Source organism: Thalassotalea sp. 1_MG-2023 (genome assembly GCF_030546745.1).
Classification (GTDB): Bacteria; Pseudomonadota; Gammaproteobacteria; order Enterobacterales; family Alteromonadaceae; genus Thalassotalea_C.
The window spans coordinates 1-19,219 of the sequence record NZ_JAUOPD010000039.1 but is presented as its reverse complement, the minus strand read 5'-3'; the positions used below and the strand labels follow the sequence as shown (position 1 = coordinate 19,219).

The 19,219-nt window shown below is 38.7% G+C and carries 10 protein-coding genes; 1 reads left to right on the top strand and 9 read right to left on the bottom strand.

Annotation, left to right across the window (positions count from 1 at the left end; all coding sequences use genetic code 11):
- Window positions 1-331: 331 nt before the first annotated feature.
- The 5 genes from nagP to Q4489_RS17515 all read right to left on the bottom strand — a co-directional run bounded on the left by nagP (window position 332) and on the right by Q4489_RS17515 (window position 7,721).
- The gene (gene nagP / locus Q4489_RS17535; protein ID WP_303483049.1) at window positions 332-1,618 is read right to left on the bottom strand and encodes an N-acetylglucosamine MFS transporter NagP; all 1,287 of its coding nucleotides are present in this window, start codon (window positions 1,616-1,618) and stop codon (window positions 332-334) included.
- Window positions 1,619-1,669: 51 nt separating this feature from the next.
- The gene (gene nagA, locus Q4489_RS17530) at window positions 1,670-2,803 is read right to left on the bottom strand and encodes an N-acetylglucosamine-6-phosphate deacetylase (RefSeq protein ID WP_303483047.1); all 1,134 of its coding nucleotides are present in this window, start codon (window positions 2,801-2,803) and stop codon (window positions 1,670-1,672) included.
- The gene (gene nagB-II, locus Q4489_RS17525) at window positions 2,803-3,801 is read right to left on the bottom strand and encodes a glucosamine-6-phosphate deaminase NagB-II (protein WP_303483044.1); all 999 of its coding nucleotides are present in this window, start codon (window positions 3,799-3,801) and stop codon (window positions 2,803-2,805) included. Before nagB-II ends, nagA begins: the two co-directional genes overlap by 1 nt.
- 34 nt (window positions 3,802-3,835) lie before the next feature.
- Complete coding sequence (gene nagK, locus Q4489_RS17520; protein ID WP_303483041.1) at window positions 3,836-4,729, bottom strand: N-acetylglucosamine kinase; 894 nt, start codon at window positions 4,727-4,729, stop codon at window positions 3,836-3,838.
- A gap of 304 nt (window positions 4,730-5,033) precedes the next feature.
- Window positions 5,034-7,721, bottom strand: coding sequence for a family 20 glycosylhydrolase (locus tag Q4489_RS17515; RefSeq protein ID WP_303483038.1), 2,688 nt, complete (start codon window positions 7,719-7,721; stop codon window positions 5,034-5,036).
- Window positions 7,722-7,933: 212 nt separating this feature from the next.
- Here Q4489_RS17515 and Q4489_RS17510 point away from each other — a divergent pair, with 212 nt between their 5' ends.
- Complete coding sequence (locus Q4489_RS17510; protein WP_303483035.1) at window positions 7,934-9,442, top strand: tryptophan halogenase family protein; 1,509 nt, start codon at window positions 7,934-7,936, stop codon at window positions 9,440-9,442.
- 30 nt (window positions 9,443-9,472) lie between these two features.
- Here Q4489_RS17510 and Q4489_RS17505 read toward each other — a convergent pair whose 3' ends face one another.
- The 4 genes from Q4489_RS17505 to Q4489_RS17490 all read right to left on the bottom strand — a co-directional run.
- Entirely contained in the window at window positions 9,473-9,637 is a 165-nt protein-coding gene (locus Q4489_RS17505) for a hypothetical protein (protein WP_303483032.1), read from the bottom strand.
- A 598-nt stretch (window positions 9,638-10,235) separates the two neighbouring features.
- The gene (locus Q4489_RS17500; RefSeq protein WP_303483029.1) at window positions 10,236-11,225 is read right to left on the bottom strand and encodes a transposase; all 990 of its coding nucleotides are present in this window, start codon (window positions 11,223-11,225) and stop codon (window positions 10,236-10,238) included.
- 408 nt (window positions 11,226-11,633) lie between these two features.
- Window positions 11,634-16,703 carry an RHS repeat domain-containing protein gene (locus Q4489_RS17495; protein WP_303483026.1) on the bottom strand — a complete coding sequence of 1,690 codons (5,070 nt, stop codon included), beginning with the start codon at window positions 16,701-16,703 and terminating at the stop codon, window positions 11,634-11,636.
- On the bottom strand, window positions 16,703-19,219 hold a 2,517-nt coding region (locus Q4489_RS17490), incomplete at its 5' end, for a hypothetical protein (RefSeq protein WP_303483024.1). The genes Q4489_RS17495 and Q4489_RS17490, both read right to left, overlap by 1 nt.

Here is a 19,219-nt window from a genome sequence, read left to right as displayed (position 1 = left end):
AAGAATCCAAGTGCCGCGATCAGAAGGCGTTTACCTTGAACAAAACTCAAACAGCAAAGATCAACACGCTCTAGCTATTGAAGGCTCATTCAAGTAATAATTTTCAACTTTAATAAGCGTATTCACACTTTACTAAAGTCAGGTGTATGATACGGAAATTTCCCTTTAAGATCACCCTAAGCAACACATTTTATTACAAGTTTATCACCGGAGTTTAAGCGAAAAAAAACCCTGAGCCGAAACTCAGGGCGATCACATAAGATCTTTTTAACGCACCCTCAACTAGTGAGATGGTATGCCATTTCTGGCAAATTTTCAGAGAGACAAAAGGTTACGCTTTCTTGCGCATTTTGTGCCCTTTTACCGCATAAAATAAGATGTATAAATAACAAGGTAACATCACGATATAGCCGCCTTGCTGACCAAATGAAGTACCCGTTGATATCCCCCAAAATAAGGGGCCGAAAGCACCACCTGCAATCCCCATCACTAACAGTGCTGAACCAGTGCTTGTTAACTTACCAAGACCCGATAAAGCAAGTGGGAAAATTGCCGGCCAACAAATCGCATTTGCTAGGCCTAAAAAGGCAATCAACAATAAAGGATCAGGTAACAATGCTCCGCCAAATGGTACAAGTAGCGCATTCGCTATAATGAAAGATTGATCACTTGTTAACAGCACACCTATCGTTAAAATAACACCTAGAATAGCAGATACCGCTAATGCTTTAGCCTGTGAGATAAAACGTGGTATCAATACAATACCAAGGATATAGCCTGCTACCATGCATATCATGGTATAAGAGGTCATGACACTATAATTCTCAATCCCTAGCGACAAGGCATAAGTACCAATAGTATCTCCTGCAATCACCTCTACAGCGACATAAACAAAAATTGCAATCACGCCAAAACGAAGGTTAGGGTGTGATAAAGCTTCTTTTACCTGACCCTTATCACTTTCTTCTTCTTCACTTTTTAACTCAGGTAAAGGAGATTTTTTAACAGCAAACGCGAGTAAACCAATAAATAATGCCATGCCTAAATACGGCAACACTAACCCATCAGCCATTAAATCGATATCTTCTTGTGATAAGTCTTTGCCAACTAAATCGGTGAAGTTGCTTAATATAAGTGCGGTAAATACCATTGGTGCAACTACGCCAGCACCTTTATTTAATATTCCCATGATACTAATACGCGCTGCAGCAGATTCTTCAGGGCCTAATCGCACAACATAAGGGTTCACAGCCGTTTGTAATAACGTTTGACCCACACCCATAATAAGCTGAGCAAATAAGAAAAGAGCGAATATTTGTGTTTTAGCTGCAGGAATAAAAAGTAAACCTGCAACCATCATCGTCGCCATTCCTAACGCCATACCATTTTTATAGCCAACTTTTCTAATGACGGCTGCCGAAGGAATTGCAGTGAAAGTAACAGCAATGTAAAAAGAGAAAAGAATTAACGACGCTTGTACCGGTGTTAAATCTAAAATCTGCTTCAAATACGGCATTAAAGAGCCATTAAGCCAAGTCGCAAATCCTAATATAAAGAAGAGCGTAGCAACGATTGCCATAGGCACGACACTACTTTGTTTTTTCTCAGTTACCGTCATTTCCATAATTTCCTCAAGTTTTAATCTTATTATTGTTATTTCTATAAATTGTTATGCGTTATATACAGGCTTCCCTGCAACCCAAGTCGATATTACTTGGTGTTCTTGATTTAACACCAAGAAATCAGCAGCTTGACCTACTTTTAATTCACCTCGTATACCCGATTGATTAATGTAATTTGCTGGGTACTTGCTGGCCATTCTAACAGCTTCTTCAAACGATATGTCTAGCCCATGATGACTATTATTAACCGCGCTAATCATATCTAATGCTGCACCGGCTAATTCGCCGGTAGTTGATGTTAAGCGACCGTCTCTTAAATACACGGTTCGATCAAAAAATGAAAACTCCGTTTGATTTGTGCCAATGGTAGACATTGCATCGGTGACTAAAAACACTTTACCTTTCGGTTTCGTTTTTAATGCTAGTTTAGCCGCAGTATAATCAACATGATGTCCGTCGATGATAATACCACAACTAGCGTGATCATTGAGTAAAGCACAACCCGTAACTCCTGGCTCTCTTCCTTGAATCGGTGACATAGCATTATACAAATGGGTAAACCCATCAGCACCAGCATCAATCGCAGCTTGCGCAGTTGGGTAATCAGCGTTGGTATGCCCTAAACAAACTTTGATGCCCAACGATACCATGCGATGAATATCTGCTACCGAAACAGTTTCTGGTGCTAAAGTGACCAAAATCTGCCCGATATCTTTGCGTGATAACACCTGCCACTCTCGATCGCTAATCGGACGAATATACTCTTCCGCATGCGTGCCTTTTTTAGCTACTGATAAATGTGGGCCTTCAAAATGAATACCTAATATTCCAGGAACTTTACTACGAATAGCAGCAGCCATTGCATCTGCCGCTTGCTCCATCACTTCAATTTTGTCTGTGATCAACGTTGGCAGCATGCCTGTTGTTCCAAACTGATGATGAGCGGCGATGATGGTTGTTAACTTCTCTAATGAGGGAGAATCATTAAATAATACACCACCACCACCGTTAACTTGTAAATCAATAAAACCAGGTACAACGAATGCCGATATAACGTCGTCAGCATTTGAGGTATCATTATCGATAGCTGTTATGGTGCCGTCAGTAACCGTCAATACTTGATGGTCAAGCACTTGCTGACCATCGAATAACTGATGAACATGCAGACGTAAACTAGTCATTATAATGTCTTAGTCACTTTTTTAAGGCCTTTCGGCTCATCTGGGTTAAAACCTCTCGATACCGCTACTTCAGCCACATCAAGATAAAAGCGTTGTAATACCACTAAAGGCGCTAATCGCGGATGCACTGAGTTGTCTGTTTGACGAATATGCACTAAGTCAGCACCACGTTGTGTTACTTCATCAATTTGTTCTTGATGTGAAGGTGCACTTTCATCATTCACCGCTGCATTCAATATAGCTAAACCTTGTTCAACAAGCGTTACTGGCCCATGTAAGAATTCTGCTGAACTAAATGCTTCAGCATGAATTGAGCTCACTTCTTTTAATTTTAACGCCATTTCTTTAGTGATTGCATAACCGAGACCACGTCCTAGTACGACCATGTTTTTTACGCCTTCGATCGACTTAGAGGTTAATTGTGGCTCTGAATCAATGATGGTTTGTAATGCATCTGGAAGTGTATCTAACGCATTAATAAGTGATTCATTTTCGGTCCAAAAAGCGGTTAACTGCAATAAGGCTGACAACGTAGCCAAATAACTTTTTGTTGCCGCAACAGACACTTCTGCACCCGCTTTTAGCGGCAACACTTCATCGACAATATCTTTTAATGGCGATGTTTCATCATTCACTAACGCGATGACATATGCGCCACCTTTTTTTGCCATTTCAGCTTGAGCAATAATGTCAGGACTACGACCTGATTGTGAAATAACTATAGCAACGGCTTGCTCAAGTTTAAGTTGTTTGCCATAAACACTTGATACTGATGGTGCTGCAGCAAAGGTAGGCACACCGGCTTCAACTTCAATTAAATATTTACCAAATACGCCAGCGTGATCTGATGAGCCTCGACCAATAATCATCACCATTTTAGGATTAATTTGACGTAATTTCGCACCGATAGACTTAGCTAATGCTTGGTTTGCCGAAAGTTGGCCTTTAATCACTGAAGGAGCTTGTTTAGCTTCTTGCTCCATTATTGTTTGTGTCATGTGTAAACCTTATATCTTTTAAATTTCTAACTAATTAAAGCAACGCCAGTTGTTGCTGAGCAAAAATTACCGAGCCCATTTCAGGCGCACATATTGGCTCAGCAAGTTTATGTTTTATATCTTCATCCAACCAAGGCTTTATTCGAGGGGTTAATCCACCAATCAACGAAATTCTCGGAGGGTTTTGCTTTTCGAGTTGTCGAGCAACACCACTTATATAACAAGCGCCTTCTTCAACAATCGCTTTAGCTGCGAAATCACCTTGTTCTGCCGCATCGAAGACAAGGTTTGCCAGTCTAGCGTAGAAAGCTGCAGGTTTTCCGGCGATAGCTTCCACCATTTGTAAGCCATCTTTCACATCTAACAATGTGAGTAATTTTTCATTAATCATTGACGGTGCTTTTAAACCGTCTAGTGACATTAATACATAATTTGCAGCTTGAAAGCCAAACCAAGCGCCACTGCCTTTATCTCCATGTGGAAAACCATGCCCACCAATGGTGTATGGATGGCCATCTACATACGAGAAACCACATGAGCCGGTCCCCGTTATCATAACAGCACCATCATCTCCATTATGGGCAGCTAAGCAGGCAATCAATAGGTCAGTCGCTAAAAACATTTTGCCGAACGGATGTTGCCAGTTAGACATTTGTTCAAATAATGCAGGCAAGTTAACCCCTGCTAAACCAACACCTGCTGTTAAATCACTTAACTGCAAATTCAAACCTGATGCCTTGAGTGCAATATGAGCAGATTCAGTTATTGAATTAACTGCTTGCTCAAAGCCATGTAAAGGGTTAGCTGGGCCTGAAATGCCTTCTCCAAGTACTTTATTATCTGCATCAACGATAATGGCTTTACATTTACTACCACCGCCATCGATGCCTAAAAAGTATGTGTTATTAATGTCACTGCTGCTAGGCATTTTGACCTCATGCTTACTACATTTGTAATGCTAAAAATTGATTACAAATTAAAACTTATATTTTTAGATGAATTTATCTTAACCAGAAATGACAGCGTTGTCATTTACTTTTTAAGAAAAATACCCTGTTTTTATAAACAATTATTGAATAAGTATACAAAATATTGATTACTCTACACTTTTATAGGCGAGTGATTATATAGCCATTCACTAATTTCAACGCTTTGCTGGCGTCAGCAATAAAATAATGCCATGAAAGGGCCACGTGGCCTGTTGTATTCACTTGTTATTGCCGACGCATGCACTACGGTTGAAACCTTACTTTTGTTATTCTACTTTTCCTATCACCTTCCTGCGTGCTGGTTCGTATTGCTACATCGCTACTAACCGCTATGGGTCTTTGATAGGTTATCCAATTTTTATTTTTTTCTTTATATTCGATGGTTAGCCCCGGAAAAGCACTATTTGCATACAGCTTCCCTTGTTTAATTTGTGCACCGGCCGTTGGTAAGCGGTAGGTCACTCTAGCAAGATCGAGCTTAGGCAGCTCTTTTTGTCCTAGCGCATTGGCAAATACACGCCATTTTTCATTTCTTAATGTTTCTTTTTCTGCGGTGAATGCATTGGTTGATGGTGAGTATTTAGCACCTTGGTAATTATAAGGTACAACCCATTCAGGCTCGTACCACGCTCTTTCTGCTAACGCGATTAACCTTGGAAATATTTTATACTCAGCCACGTTGTCTGTTCGTACATTTTCGCTCCACAGTTGCCCTTGAATGCCAAGCACGTTGCGCCCTTTTTTCATCGGACGATTGATCACATTTCCTTGTTCATCTTTTTGCAACGTGTCGTCAATTGAAAACGTATTATCTTGTCTGTCTAACCAAAACTCGGCATGCACGGGTAAGTTTTGTGGCATAAATTGGAAAACTTTTTCCGTATTTGTATGACGAGATGCCCAATAGTAACCATGCTCTTTAGGATCTGCTTCATATGGAAAATCAAAATAAGTAACATCGGGAGTCGACATCACCACCTGCCAATTTTGATTAACAAACTTATTAACCACATGATGTGCCCCCCATGGAATATGTCCCCATGAGTTGGCTTGTACTACCGCTGGCATGTTTTCTTTATTGGTGTGCTCTAAGCCATCGCTCCACGCTGCTGGTTCAATGCCCATGTCAGATATCATATTGGCAACGCGCTCTACAAAATACGCACCCAATTGTTTCATATCAGTCACACCTTTATCATTGTTTGCTATAAAGGCTTTACATACCGGCGACTCAAGCCAAGCACCTGCGGTTTCATCTGCACCAATATGATAGCGTGTTAAAGGTTGCCCAGCTGCTTGATGAATTTTCTTCACTTCCGTCATTACTTTTTCAACGAAAGCATAAGAAGACTCTTGGCAAGCGTTAATCGTATTATCGTTATAAAACTGCACGGATGAGTACTTAGTTATATCATTGGGATCATGTAACAAATACTGCTCTGCTTTTGCTTTATCTTCTAATTGCATGTACTTATTGTAACGTGCAGTCATCGCTTTTATTGCTGCACGAGAATGTCCAGGCATATCAAGTGATGGCAATACTTGAATATGGCGTGCCGTGGCTGCTTTTAAAATTTCGGTATAATCATCAACACTATAAAAACCATTATTTTTGTTGTTTTCATCGACTCCAGCACCTAATTGAGGCATTAAACATTTTTGTTCCGTAACATCAAAACAACGTTTACTGCTTACCTCTGTTAATTCTGGCAATCCTGGTATTTCTAGGCGCCACCCTTCATCTTCACCCATGTGTAAATGCAACTTATTGAGTTTATAAGCCGCCATTTGATCCATTAACTTAATAATAAAATTTTTATCACGAAAGTTACGTGCTACATCAACCAATAATCCTCGAAATTCAAAAAGCGGCTCGTCTTGGATACTCACATACGGTATTCGCGGCTCGTTAACAGTCAATAAACTTGCGAGCGACTGTAGTCCGTTAAAGACACCAGCTTCATCAACACCTGTGATACGGATCCCTGTATTTAAAGCCGTTAAGGTGTAACTGCCAATCATTTTTTTCTGATCTGGCACTATGCTTAGTTTAACCTTTACACCCTTTGTGGCTTGTTCAACGCCAAGCAAGGTAAGGCGATGCAACGCTGCGGCCACACTTTCTGATGGAACATTACCGTAATCAACCGTAAGGCCAGGGCTAAGCTCTAACACGCCTGATGGTTCAGGAAAAACAATGTTTTTTGGCGTAGGAATAATCACTTTGCTAACATCAAGTAATTTTTCTCCAAGCACTTTGTTTCTTTGATAAAAATCTTCAGCGGTTAACCACTGTGTTTTATCGCTAGGCGTTCGTTGAAAATGATGTTGATAATCTGAATAACTTTTCACATGTTTAAGCACTTCCATTTTTGTTTCTGAATCAATGCCAGTTTTAGTGCTTTCAATAACTTTTGGTGCTAAATCAGGTGACGATAAAATCATATTCGGCATGATGTCAGATTCTGCCAAGGTCCAAAAGCTCGCACGGAAAGTAATGGTTTCACTTTCGCCTTTGTTGATACCGGTAAATTTTTCAGTTGGCGTTAATCGATGAAGATCGCCATTTAGGTGCTCTAAGTTAAATAATTCCCCATCGAAGTTGTGTAACGGTGCAATTTGGCTGTAATAAATACTCCAGCCGGCTGCGGGTAAATCTTCATTTGCCGTTAACTGAAACTGTGCCTCAAAGCATAAGCCGTCAGTTTTATTTTTATCGCACTTATCACCAGCTTGGTTAGTCACCAGCACAAAAGTTACCTGTAATGAAGCAGCAATATTATCTAACTGTTGTTGTGTTAACGAGTGCGCTTGTTGCATTTTTGTCTCTGAAGGTTGCACATCTTGAGTCGACGGCGCTTGGGATTTATCACACCCTAACAACATAAAAACCGCAGTCGCTAAAGCGGCAAAGACATTCTTTTTCATCATTTCGCTACTCATTTTATTATTTGATTGATCGTATAAACATGACTCATTTTGACAGCGCTGTCAAAAAATTCTTTACACAAGGATAAAGCAACGTTAGGTTATAGGCTTATTAAATCCTGTATTTTTGTATCTAATTAGCAATTTTACCTAAATTAACGCTAATTACCCGTGATATAGTTCCATAAATATTGAAACCGTTGAGAGTGTACTTTATGTCTGAGCCCATTAAAAAAGTTGTCATTGTTGGTGGTGGCACCGCAGGTTGGATGAGCGCAGCTAGCTTAGGCCGTTTCTTAGAAGGCAAAAACATTGATGTTACGATTATCGAGTCAAGCGCTTTAGGAACTGTTGGTGTCGGTGAAGCAACAATACCAAATATTGTTAATTATAATAAAAATTTAGGTATTAACGAACTCGATTTAATTAAAGCAACTCAGGCTACCTTCAAGCTTGGTATTCAATTTGAAAACTGGCACAAACAAGGAGAAAATTTTTTTCATCCTTTCTCTGACTATGGGATGCCGATTAACAATATTGAATTTCACCAATATATCAACCAAGCAAACCATCAAGGTGCTGCATTAGATATTGAAGATTATTGTTTTCCTGCGGTACTTGCAAAAAAGGGCAAGTTTGCCCAGCCTCATCCTAAACCGCCGACTCCGCTTGCTGACTATCAATATGCCTTTCATTTTGACGCAGGCTTATACGCTAATTTTTTAAAAGACTTCGCAATTAATTTAGGTGTGAATCATCTAGACGCTCTGATTAACAGTGTTGAATTAAATCAGAATAATGGATTCATTTCTTCTGTAACACTCGATAATGGTGAAATTGTTGAAGGGGATTTATTTATTGATTGTTCTGGTTTTAAAGGCTTACTGATTGAAGAAGCGTTACACACAGGCTATGAAGATTGGAGTCAATGGTTGATCTGTGATCGCGCTATGGCCGTACAAACAGAGCTTGTTGGCGAACCTACACCATATACGCGTTCAATAGCAAAATCCTTTGGTTGGCAATGGCGCATCCCTTTACAGCACCGTATGGGCAATGGCTATATTTATGCAAGTCAATTTCAAACTGATGATGACGCCGAACGTACCTTACTTGATAGTGTACAAGGCGCAACAATCAACCAAGTAAGAAAATTTCGTTTTACGCCAGGACGCCGTAAGCAAGTTTGGAATAAAAACTGTGTCGCAATAGGGTTATCTTCTGGCTTTTTAGAACCTTTAGAGTCTACGAGTATTTCGTTAATACAGTCAGTCATTGATAAGTTATTAACGTTTTTTCCTGATCAATCTTTTAATCAACATGATATTGATGAAGTAAATCGCTTGCATAATGATGAAGTTGAGCACATTCGCGACTTTCTCATTTTACATTATAAAGCGACAAAACGAGATGACTCCGATTTTTGGCGTCATTGCCAAAATATGGATATCCCTGAAACGTTAGCCCATAAAATGGCACTGTTTGAAAGCCGCGGTCATATAATAATTCGAGAAAGTGAATCTTTTGAAGCTGCTAGCTGGCTCACTATGTATAACGCTTTCGGAATTAAGCAAAAGCGTTTTGATGAGCGTATTGCTAACATGCCTTTTGATGTAATGAGCAAAAATTTAGCACAAATGAAACAATCTATTGAAAATGCTGCTCAGCAAACGATGCAACATCAAGACTTTATAAAGGCTCATTGTCGAGCAAATCCCGAGTAGAACTCGGGGTATTGCCCCTTGTAGGTTGAATTAATTGTTACCTGGCATAGGCGCTTTACAATACTGTTCAAGAAATTGATCATGACTTGGTTGTTTTTCAGCAACCTCAATTAAACCATTCGCGCCTTTAGCCAGTATCGTTTTGAGTTTTTCTGGTGCTAGAGTATCTAACGCAGGGTTATAGCGTGTCGGCATCACCCTGATGCCATTAAAATATATTATCAGTTACTGGGTTCAATTCGATATAGCGATAACAACTTATTACATATTACTCTTTTTGTACCAAACCAGAATAAAACGTCCTTCCCGTAACATTCCACTTTGTTTGTATGTGCGATTAACATATTATAAATATCGTTGACCTAATCTTTTCATCATTATTCCTCGACTATTTGAACGTTCAGGTGTCATAAAGCTTACATGTTTAATACATAAACTAGGAGAGAACAATGACATTTTTTTGTATAATCATCTATCCATTTAAGGTAATAGAGATAACCTTGCTCACAATAAAAGCATGCTTGTCGGTTGTTTCCTCTTTGTGTAGTATCATGGGCAGAATATGTTGGTTTTACTAGGTAAATAAATACTGTTACCAATTAATGGCGCTGCACCAAAATACCCACGGCGCTGTTAACATCTGACCACTTAGACCAGAAAGCGCTGTCCAATCTCCTGTTAACATTCCTACTTGACACAAAGACAGACATAAAAATGCCTTAATTATTGGAGCAATTGTCTTAATCTAATTTTGGAACCTCTATTGTCTATATCTCTTAAGTTAATAAGTTAACTATTGATACAACTTCAACGCTTGATGAGTAGCGCACCATTTACGATGCGTAGAAATGGCCCATTTTGTCATATTCTCATAGCTACCTGCCGCATGAATAAAGTGCCTATTAAATTCTTTTATTGTTTTAAGCCAATCTTGCTCATTCACATGAAAGCGTTCAAATAAAGGTTTAATATGAGCAGGGACAGCACCACGCTTATCTTCTCGAATACACCGACCTGTCCATTCAACTAATTCAAAATAATCAATTAACATAAAGGGTAAGCCCTTCTGTTTTTTACAATGTGATTGATACCCTATAAATGGCAATAGTTTACTTGGCTGAGCTTGTTGGCTATTTTTTGCATTGGCTAAGGTAATTATACGATTCTGAACACTTGTAAAGTCGGAGGTTTCTGGTGTTTCACTTATTGCTGCTCGAATAGGATTTAAATCGACATAGGCCATACACGCTAATAATGCAGTTTCATCTAATAATGCTTGCGACTTAAATCGACCTTCCCAAAATCTGCCTTTACAATTGTCTTCTTTATTAGCTTGTACTGCTATATGCTCATTTAAACAGCGCATATACCAACCTAAATCATATAACCGTGCTCGCCATATTTGAATAATCTCCAGTGCTTTATCTTTTTCTGCTTGTGTAATTCCAGGTGTGCTCAACCACCTATCAACAAGAATATGTCCATTAAATAATTTCTTCCAACGCATGACCACCTCAATGTCAGAGAAATGTTCTGCTTTGTCTTTATCCACTTTGAGCACTAAATGGTAATGGTTGCTCATAATCGCATAAGCGCAAATGTCTATAGCAAATATAGAAGAGAGAAGATGAATTTTATCGACTAGCCATTGCTTTCTATGATCAAAATTTTGTCCTGTAACTTTATCTTCGCCACATAAAAATGCTCGACGAACACAGCGACAAATACAGTGATAGTAAGGCGTTTCGTCTAAACATATTTGTTCTTTTCTAGCACAAGTCATCGCTTAACCCACTAATTAAAATCAAACAATAAACTTAGCCTAGTTTACGATTAACAATAAATCTAATTTAGGGGTGTCCTTTTTTATTTCATTTGGGTAATTTTCTAATCTATTTTCTTTTTACAATGCCAACAATGTTCTGTCGGCATTTTATAAATGAAAGTACCCTTGAAAATTTGATGCTTTCCACAATTTGGGCATACAAATCGTACTATTACTAAAGATATATATACACCTAGAATTAAACCTATAATATAAAATGGGTTAAACAAAAAGTTTCCTTTAAAGTCAACCACACGGAATAACAAGATAAAGAATACTTCAATTACCAACAATAATTTAAATTTAGCAGCTTTAGTCACAATTATTTCTCTTAATTAATTTAAAACCTAATTCCATTTGAATTGATTAACAACCATTTCCTTTTCCTGAACAATTTCTAAAACCGCCTGCACCTCCTCCATTTGATTTTTTACTTCCTCCTTCTTGTTGTGTATTTACTACTTGGCGAGACAGGTCACTTACTAAATCCACGACATCTTGTCCTGTGATTGAAAAAGTTTGTGTTACTGTAGCATCAACACCAATAGCAGCACCAAATTCAAAAGCTAATGATGACTCATCTGAGGTTACTCCTCCGTAAGAGCCAGATAATGGTCCAAGTCCAACATCTATAGATGCGTCTGTACCATCAAAGTTTTCATTAGTATTACTTCCTTTTTCCCAACCAGCAGTAATCCCCATAATTGCTCCTTTGGTAATCGGTGCTTTCTGCTGAAGTTGTCCTTTTGTTGAATCATTATCAACAGAACTTGCAGGTGCTCCGAAACGCAGAAATAGCCCTCTTGTATTTTTACCTTGGCCTTGTTTATTAGGTTTAAAAGAGACATATCCAGCGTTTATACTACCAAGCATTGGAATTTTTACAGAAATGTATATAGCGTCATAGTCTTTTCCATCTGGATCAACATATTTATATGGGTTATTTGCAGCATACGCGTACCGGTTAAAGTTATGTACATCCCTAAAACCAACAGGATCATTCGAATAAAACCGACCAATAACTGGATCATAGTATCGTGCCTGCATATAACTTAGCCCTAAGTCGGTATCAAACTTATGGCCTGTGTAACCTACCTCATCTTTTGGCTGTTCTATACTATCACCAAAAGGCTTATAATTCATGATGCTGTCATTCGGTATGGTCACTCCAGTACCTTCTTTAGCAATTAACTTCTTGCCTAAGAAAATATAATTAATACCACCTTCTGGCGTTTCTCGGTATAAAAGTTGACCTGATTGACTATAAACGCTGTAACTTATCCCTTTGCTATCGTTAGCTTTGATTCTACGATTGTAGCCATCATAATGGTATACATTGCCGTTGGAGTTTTTCATTTGATTGGCAAGGTTATATTCAAACAGACGTTGACCATTGTTTATCACATTCCCGCGGTTATCATACCCATTAGTAAAATCATACTGGTGCGCTTCTGGCCCAGTATCTGCTACGCCCGTTAAGCGGTTTTTATTATTGTATTGGTAGGTTAACGCTTGAGCGTCAAAAGAGCTGGTATTGTTGTACGTGCGAATATTCCCTAAACCATCGTACGTTATAGTACTTGAACCAACACCGGCAAGATTACCTATCGTTGCTGTAAGCCGATCTAGTTCATCATAGTGTAAATCACTTATACTAAAGTTTGTGTCAACGCCATTAGTGATCGATTTAATATTGCCATTGTTGTCATATGCATAAGATAACTGTACTTTGTTATTGCTACCGTAATCTCGCAATTGGCTCGGAAGCTGTCTACTATTTAATGTGGTTTTATGATGAAGACCATTACCGTAAGTAAAACTGTCAATCACCCCATTAGCATAATACACGGCATTTTCAGCAAATACCTGATTACCTCGTTTAGCTTCTGTAGCTTGGCCAAACGCATTCGGTGTAAATGTTACAGGCGCTTGCTCGTCAGGATAAGCAAGTGAAGTAAGGTGGCCTAATGCATCATAGTTATAGTCTAATTTAAACGTTTGGCCATCAATAGTTAATGTTTCATCCTCAAGTAGCTCTAAACTGTTGTAACTATATTTTTGGCTATAACCCGACTGACTGATCTGCTTAATATTGCCACCTGGATCGAGAGTGTAATATTTTGTAGGAGTACCATCTTGGTAGCTGATACTGCGCTGTGCACCTAAGTTATCATAAATAAAACTCACTTTTGTGCCCATTTCAGCAGATGTATTACAACTAGTATTTGATGTGCTTGTTTGACCCTGTGCTTGCCATTGTATTTCGCCCAATACGCTATTACTCATCACGGTGGTACCTACATCCGCACGCTTAATTTGACATAAGTTTTGTTGTTCATCATAAGCACGATATTCCGTTAAAGCGACATTATTAGCTGTATCTTCTTGTTTAATAGAAGTAATATTGCCATACAAGTTAACGTTAATTGTAGTAGTACTAGCGACTCCTTCAGGAGCCACTATTAAGGTCGCTTGTTTATAAGCTGGACTACCGTAAGCTAGATATGTAGTAGTAGTGGTGTGGCGTGCATTCGTGTTATTTTCGGTATTTTTTCCTGCATCTGTCACAGAGATTCGATTTTTTGAAAGATACGATGTTGTTACCGTGCCGCCGCCATCATGTGTTGTGCCAACTAAACGATTCAAATCGTCATATTGGTGATGTATTCCCGAAGTAGTGTTTGCAGTAGATACAACATAAGAGGCAAAAATTTGGTTGTGCGACTCATCAAATTCAAACTTTTGGTAAGTATTAAGGTTATTTAGAACATCCTTATTATGTTCATTCACAACTCGATAAAATGCATCTAGCTGCGCCGTTGACCTAAACACCACTTGACCTGCACAGCTTTCGCCTGTTAGGTGGCAACGTTCAACAGTGCGAGTGATAGGTTGACCTGCAACTTGTGACCATGAAATTTTGTAGTCATACCAAGGTGAAGGTAAATCTATCTTCGACAATAAGCCAACCTGATTATAAGAGTATGCTGCATTATTCCCATTTAAGTCGGTAACGCTTGTTATCCAACCATCACTATTGATGGTACGAGAAAAGTTCATTCGCCCTGTATCTGTATACCTACCAGGAACACTAATAGTTTGCGCTTTACCGCGTTTATACCCACTATATATTTGGTCGCGATATGAGCCAGCTACAGTATCGCCATTACCGTCTTTTATAAGCTCGTTGTATAAAATTTTTCCTACTTTACCTTTAGCGCCCACAGAGCCTAAATAATTTTCTGCGGTTATGTAATCTTCATATCTTCGTAACCATGTTCCAAACGACTTATATTCATAAGGTAAATGCCAGTTGCTATATAAGTCTGTATTACTTGCACTGTGGTAAACAATCTCAACATCAGGAATTGTGTCAAAAGACGAGGTTGCACTGGTAAACTTTTTTGTCGGTAGACCTAAAACCCAATTAGTCTTATCATGGAAGTATTCTTGCTTAGTGTATAAATCTTTACTATTAAAATTATTGTGCTCGTGAGTTATTTCATTAAAACCTAATTCATCAAAATCACTTTGATCTACATAATAAATTGATGTGCTGTTACCATCATACATTGTTACTTTTCGGCGTGTTTGGTTAACGCGATACTGCAGCTGATTTTCATTTAAAGAGTTCGGCAACATAGCACTAGGCGCAGTAGAAGGAATAAACCAATGCCTTCCAACAAATGTTGATTTCGACTTAGTGTATTCAATTCTTTTCAACAATAAGGTGCCTGTTGTATTCATATGATCTTCTGCAACAATTTCACCTTCTGTCGGAGATTGAAACTTTCGATCGATGTAATAAATTGATCGCCCTTTGGGTTTAGTAACCATAACGGTACGATAGTGTTGTTTGTTATTGTTTACCACAGCAGGAAGACCACTACTGTGTGATGGTTCACTAATGACTGTGCTGCCAGTTTGAGCATCATTGTAACTAGTTACCGTGTAAGTACCTGTATTTTCAGAATAAGCATAACTCCATGTTTGCTTATCAATGCCTTGACCTGTTACTTCTTTTTTAACCAAAGCAAATGAGACATTGCAATTAAGGTTACGTGCTAGATAATGCCTCCAACCCCCTATAGGGCCACTGCCCGACTTGGAATATGGTTCAGGTGAGACATCAGACCTACCGTTATAAACAAGTGAAAACGAGTAATCGACAGTCAATCCATCGGGGTTGGTTACTGAAGTTGTAAAATCACTGCCAGCATTATTTGGGTTATTACTAGTTTCTATTGGTTCACAATATCCTGGAATATTTCCACCACCGTGCAGATCATAATTTGAAACCCGAAGGTTATTAGTTGCACTAAAAGCAATCCTCTTTAAATTCAAATCATATTGCCAAGTCGTATTATCAGGTAAAGTTACTGATGTTAGTTGCTTTCTATAGATGGATAAATTCGCTTGAGGTTGATAGTCGGTATAGTGATATGTCCACGTTTTCCCTGAGCCCGTTGTCGCTGTATCAGCCAAATAGTATGTTCTGGCTTTAAAGGTGTGCCTTGTATAATCGATCTCTATTGAACGACCATCAGATCCAGAAATAGATTTAAGATGCCCATGAGAATAGTATTTATAATCAACGGTATTGCCGAACCTATCTTCAATCTGAGTAACCATGAGCAGCTTTGTATAGGTTGTTAACGGTGAATCTGGCATTGGAGCTGGTGCGCCGGTAAAGTATTTTTTAACTTTACCAAAAGTATATTTTGTTCCATCAGGGGCTTTTACAATCATGCCTTCTTCATTGGAATCAGCAATAGTAAAGCACTGCTCTACAACATAATTTGACTTGGTAACCTGCTGGATTGCTCCTTCGTCTGTTTCTTGCTCCAAAAACTTTTCTGTTGTTTTACCTGGAATGTGTAATTGCTTTCCTTCCCAATATGTATAATGCTCTATGTTATGGGAATTTTCTCGATTACTAACAAAAACACGTTCTGCAACAGTTTCGCTACAGTTTTTACCAGTTGGCACACCACCCACCATTTGTTCAACTGTGCCATTTACCACTATATCAGGGTGTAATGCGGCATGACTGCCCATATAATTCATTTTTACGACTGGAATATCCCAACTCCAACTGACTGAAGGAAATAAGGAAGCTGGCGAATCAAAACCACCAACTCGAATATCACTTTGTGGTACCCAACGCTTTAATTCAACGGGGATACTTGAGTTACCAGGAATACTTATATCGGTTACGGCAAACGTTACCCCGCCAGTAGCAGGTGATAACTCGGCACCAGTTGTACGGTTTTTATACAGCGATTTGTACTGATTGAGAAGCTCCGGCTCTATAATTTTAAACGGTGTTTCATGTTCTTGAGACGCGAGAGCTGTTACGCTTGTTCCTGCACCACTAAAAACGGTAAACACTGACGAAAGTAATAATAATCTGTTCTTATTCTTAAAATATTTCATTATTGTATCACTCCATTCTCATCAGTTTCAGCTACTGGGGTTCCTAATACATCCGTATGAATAAAAAGTATTTTTCGTAATTTAATAGGTTGATAACCACCATCTTCATTTTGTGCTAAAACTACTTCTGTTCTGCCATCTGGGCTAACCAACTTAATATCTTCATAGCTATCATTTGTAAATTCACCAAACTCAATAATAAACCCACTGTCGGTAAAGTTATTTTCAGGGTCTAAAAATTGCCATTGTTCTTTGGTTAAGTTCTCAACAAGCCACAAATCGTTACTTTGAGAAAGTTTTAGGTAGTACTCTGATGTGTCAGAACTCACTTTCAAATAGTAATTTCCTACATTATCAACGTATAGAATTGGCTTAACATCGACTACTTGAAGTTGCAGATTATCAACAACAAACTCTATTGGTGTGAAAGATGTACCAATTGTATTAAGTGATGTTGTCGAATTTCTAAACTTCACAGTGACAGATTTTACTTTCTTAGAAACATCGAGTTCACTGAGCACGTTTATAGGTTGAACATTAGTATTTTCAACATCGATAGAAACCCTAGTTTCAATATCTTCAGTCAACCCACCTCCTGGGAAGCCAATAAAAGGGGTAGTCCCTGCACTAGAATTAGTTGCATAATTTACTGATATAAGTGCATTTAGAGTAGTTTGTGCAGGAGAACAAAATGGCCCATTACAATCGCCACTTTCACTTATTTCACGAACTTGAATAAAACCTATAAACAACGCACTTTCAAGTGCTACTGGCTCATCATATTCATGACTAAACGATATTACACTTCCACCTGTTGTAGTATTAACTTTTAAGCTTTGTGTGTCTGCAAGTGCACCATTTTGAATGAGAGATAGGGTCGCATTACTTGATGAAAAATCATTACCTAGTTCAAAGTCACCATTTGGGATCAGACCATCTTCATAAGCTAAATCACCGGATGTAACCGTGACCTCTACTACAGAACTTGACTCGCTACACAAATTTTCAGAGTGACAAGCATGGATACTGAATAAATACAAACCACTCTCTTCGAAAACTGGTGTTTGCTCACTAAAGTCATTCAAGTCAGCTTGCTCTGCAATTTTAATTGACCTAACAAGATTGCTTGGCGAAGTTATATTCAGCATATAATATCCACCAACTCTAGTATTGTTAGCTTGCCAGTCAATATTAACCTTACCACCGATACGAGCTGTTGTTGATGATATAACGATATTAATAGGTATACCTGGTTTACCATATAATAATACTGAAGCATGATCACTGTAGTCACTACACTGGGACCCAGTATTGCAATATTTCGCTAAAAACCAGTAATAACCTGGAGTACGATGATTAACTCCACCTATTAACTCTTGAGCTGCACTTTTAATCTGTTCATTTGTTGCTGATTGATCTAGTGCGCTTTCAGGGCCTGACGTATAATAATATTTAAGGCTGTAACCTTCTTTCGCGACAGGCCATTGAATAGGAACGTCAACACCTACAGGGTAAACTGACTCGACTATTGATGGGGCCAACGGTGGTTCAATAAATGGAATAGTTACTTCAACTATTTTATTTGAAGATACGCTACATAAGCTCTCACCATTTACCACTGCACATGCTTTAATATAATAGGTATATGTTCCGTTTACTTGCTCTTCTTGACATGAGAGGTCGAGAGGCTGAATTTCAACATCATTACACAATGTTACAAGCTCTCCATTTCGGTACAACTCATAATAGTCGACCACATCGGTGTCAGGAGTTGACCAGCTGACGGTATAAATTCCATTATCACTGGAATTAGGAGCATTTATTATAGGAATACTAGGTGTATTTTGCGTAACTAGAATAAAAGCAGGGCCAAGTGTTTTAGAAGCACATTGTGTACTATTTTCTGCACATATAGTTGCTTCTATGCGATACCCCCAAGAGCCTGACGTTTTACCCGTGAGTGATAAAGAGGTCTGCGTTAGGTTATACCCTATCTTGGTAAAGCCGCTTGCGCTAGGTGCTTTTTCCCAAACTTCATATTTAGTATTAAAGCCTAAATCTAACCAGTTAATTACAAAGCTGCCATCTAAACTTGGCTCTGGGTTAAAAGTGATTTCATCTGATGTAATTGTTACAACAACAGAGACTTCTTCAGACAATGCACTACAAATGTCCTCACCACTACAGGCTTTAACTTTATATCGATAAGTGCCGCTAACATCTAAGCTCTCTTGATAACTCAAATTTGATTGTGAATAAACAGGTTGTCCATTTCTCTCAAGTAAATAACTAGTAGCACCACTTACAGCATTCCACGAGACCTCAAACAAACCGGTTGATGAAGTGTTCGGCGCCGAAAGTCCTGTTGGTGCATCTAAGGGGTTACTCACTTCAATAGTTTTTTCTTCTGTAAACGAACCGCATAATGAACCATTACACGCCCTTACTTTATAGCTATAATTTCCGTCGCTAAGTGATTGACTACGACTTCTGCTCATTCCTGAATAAACTAGTGA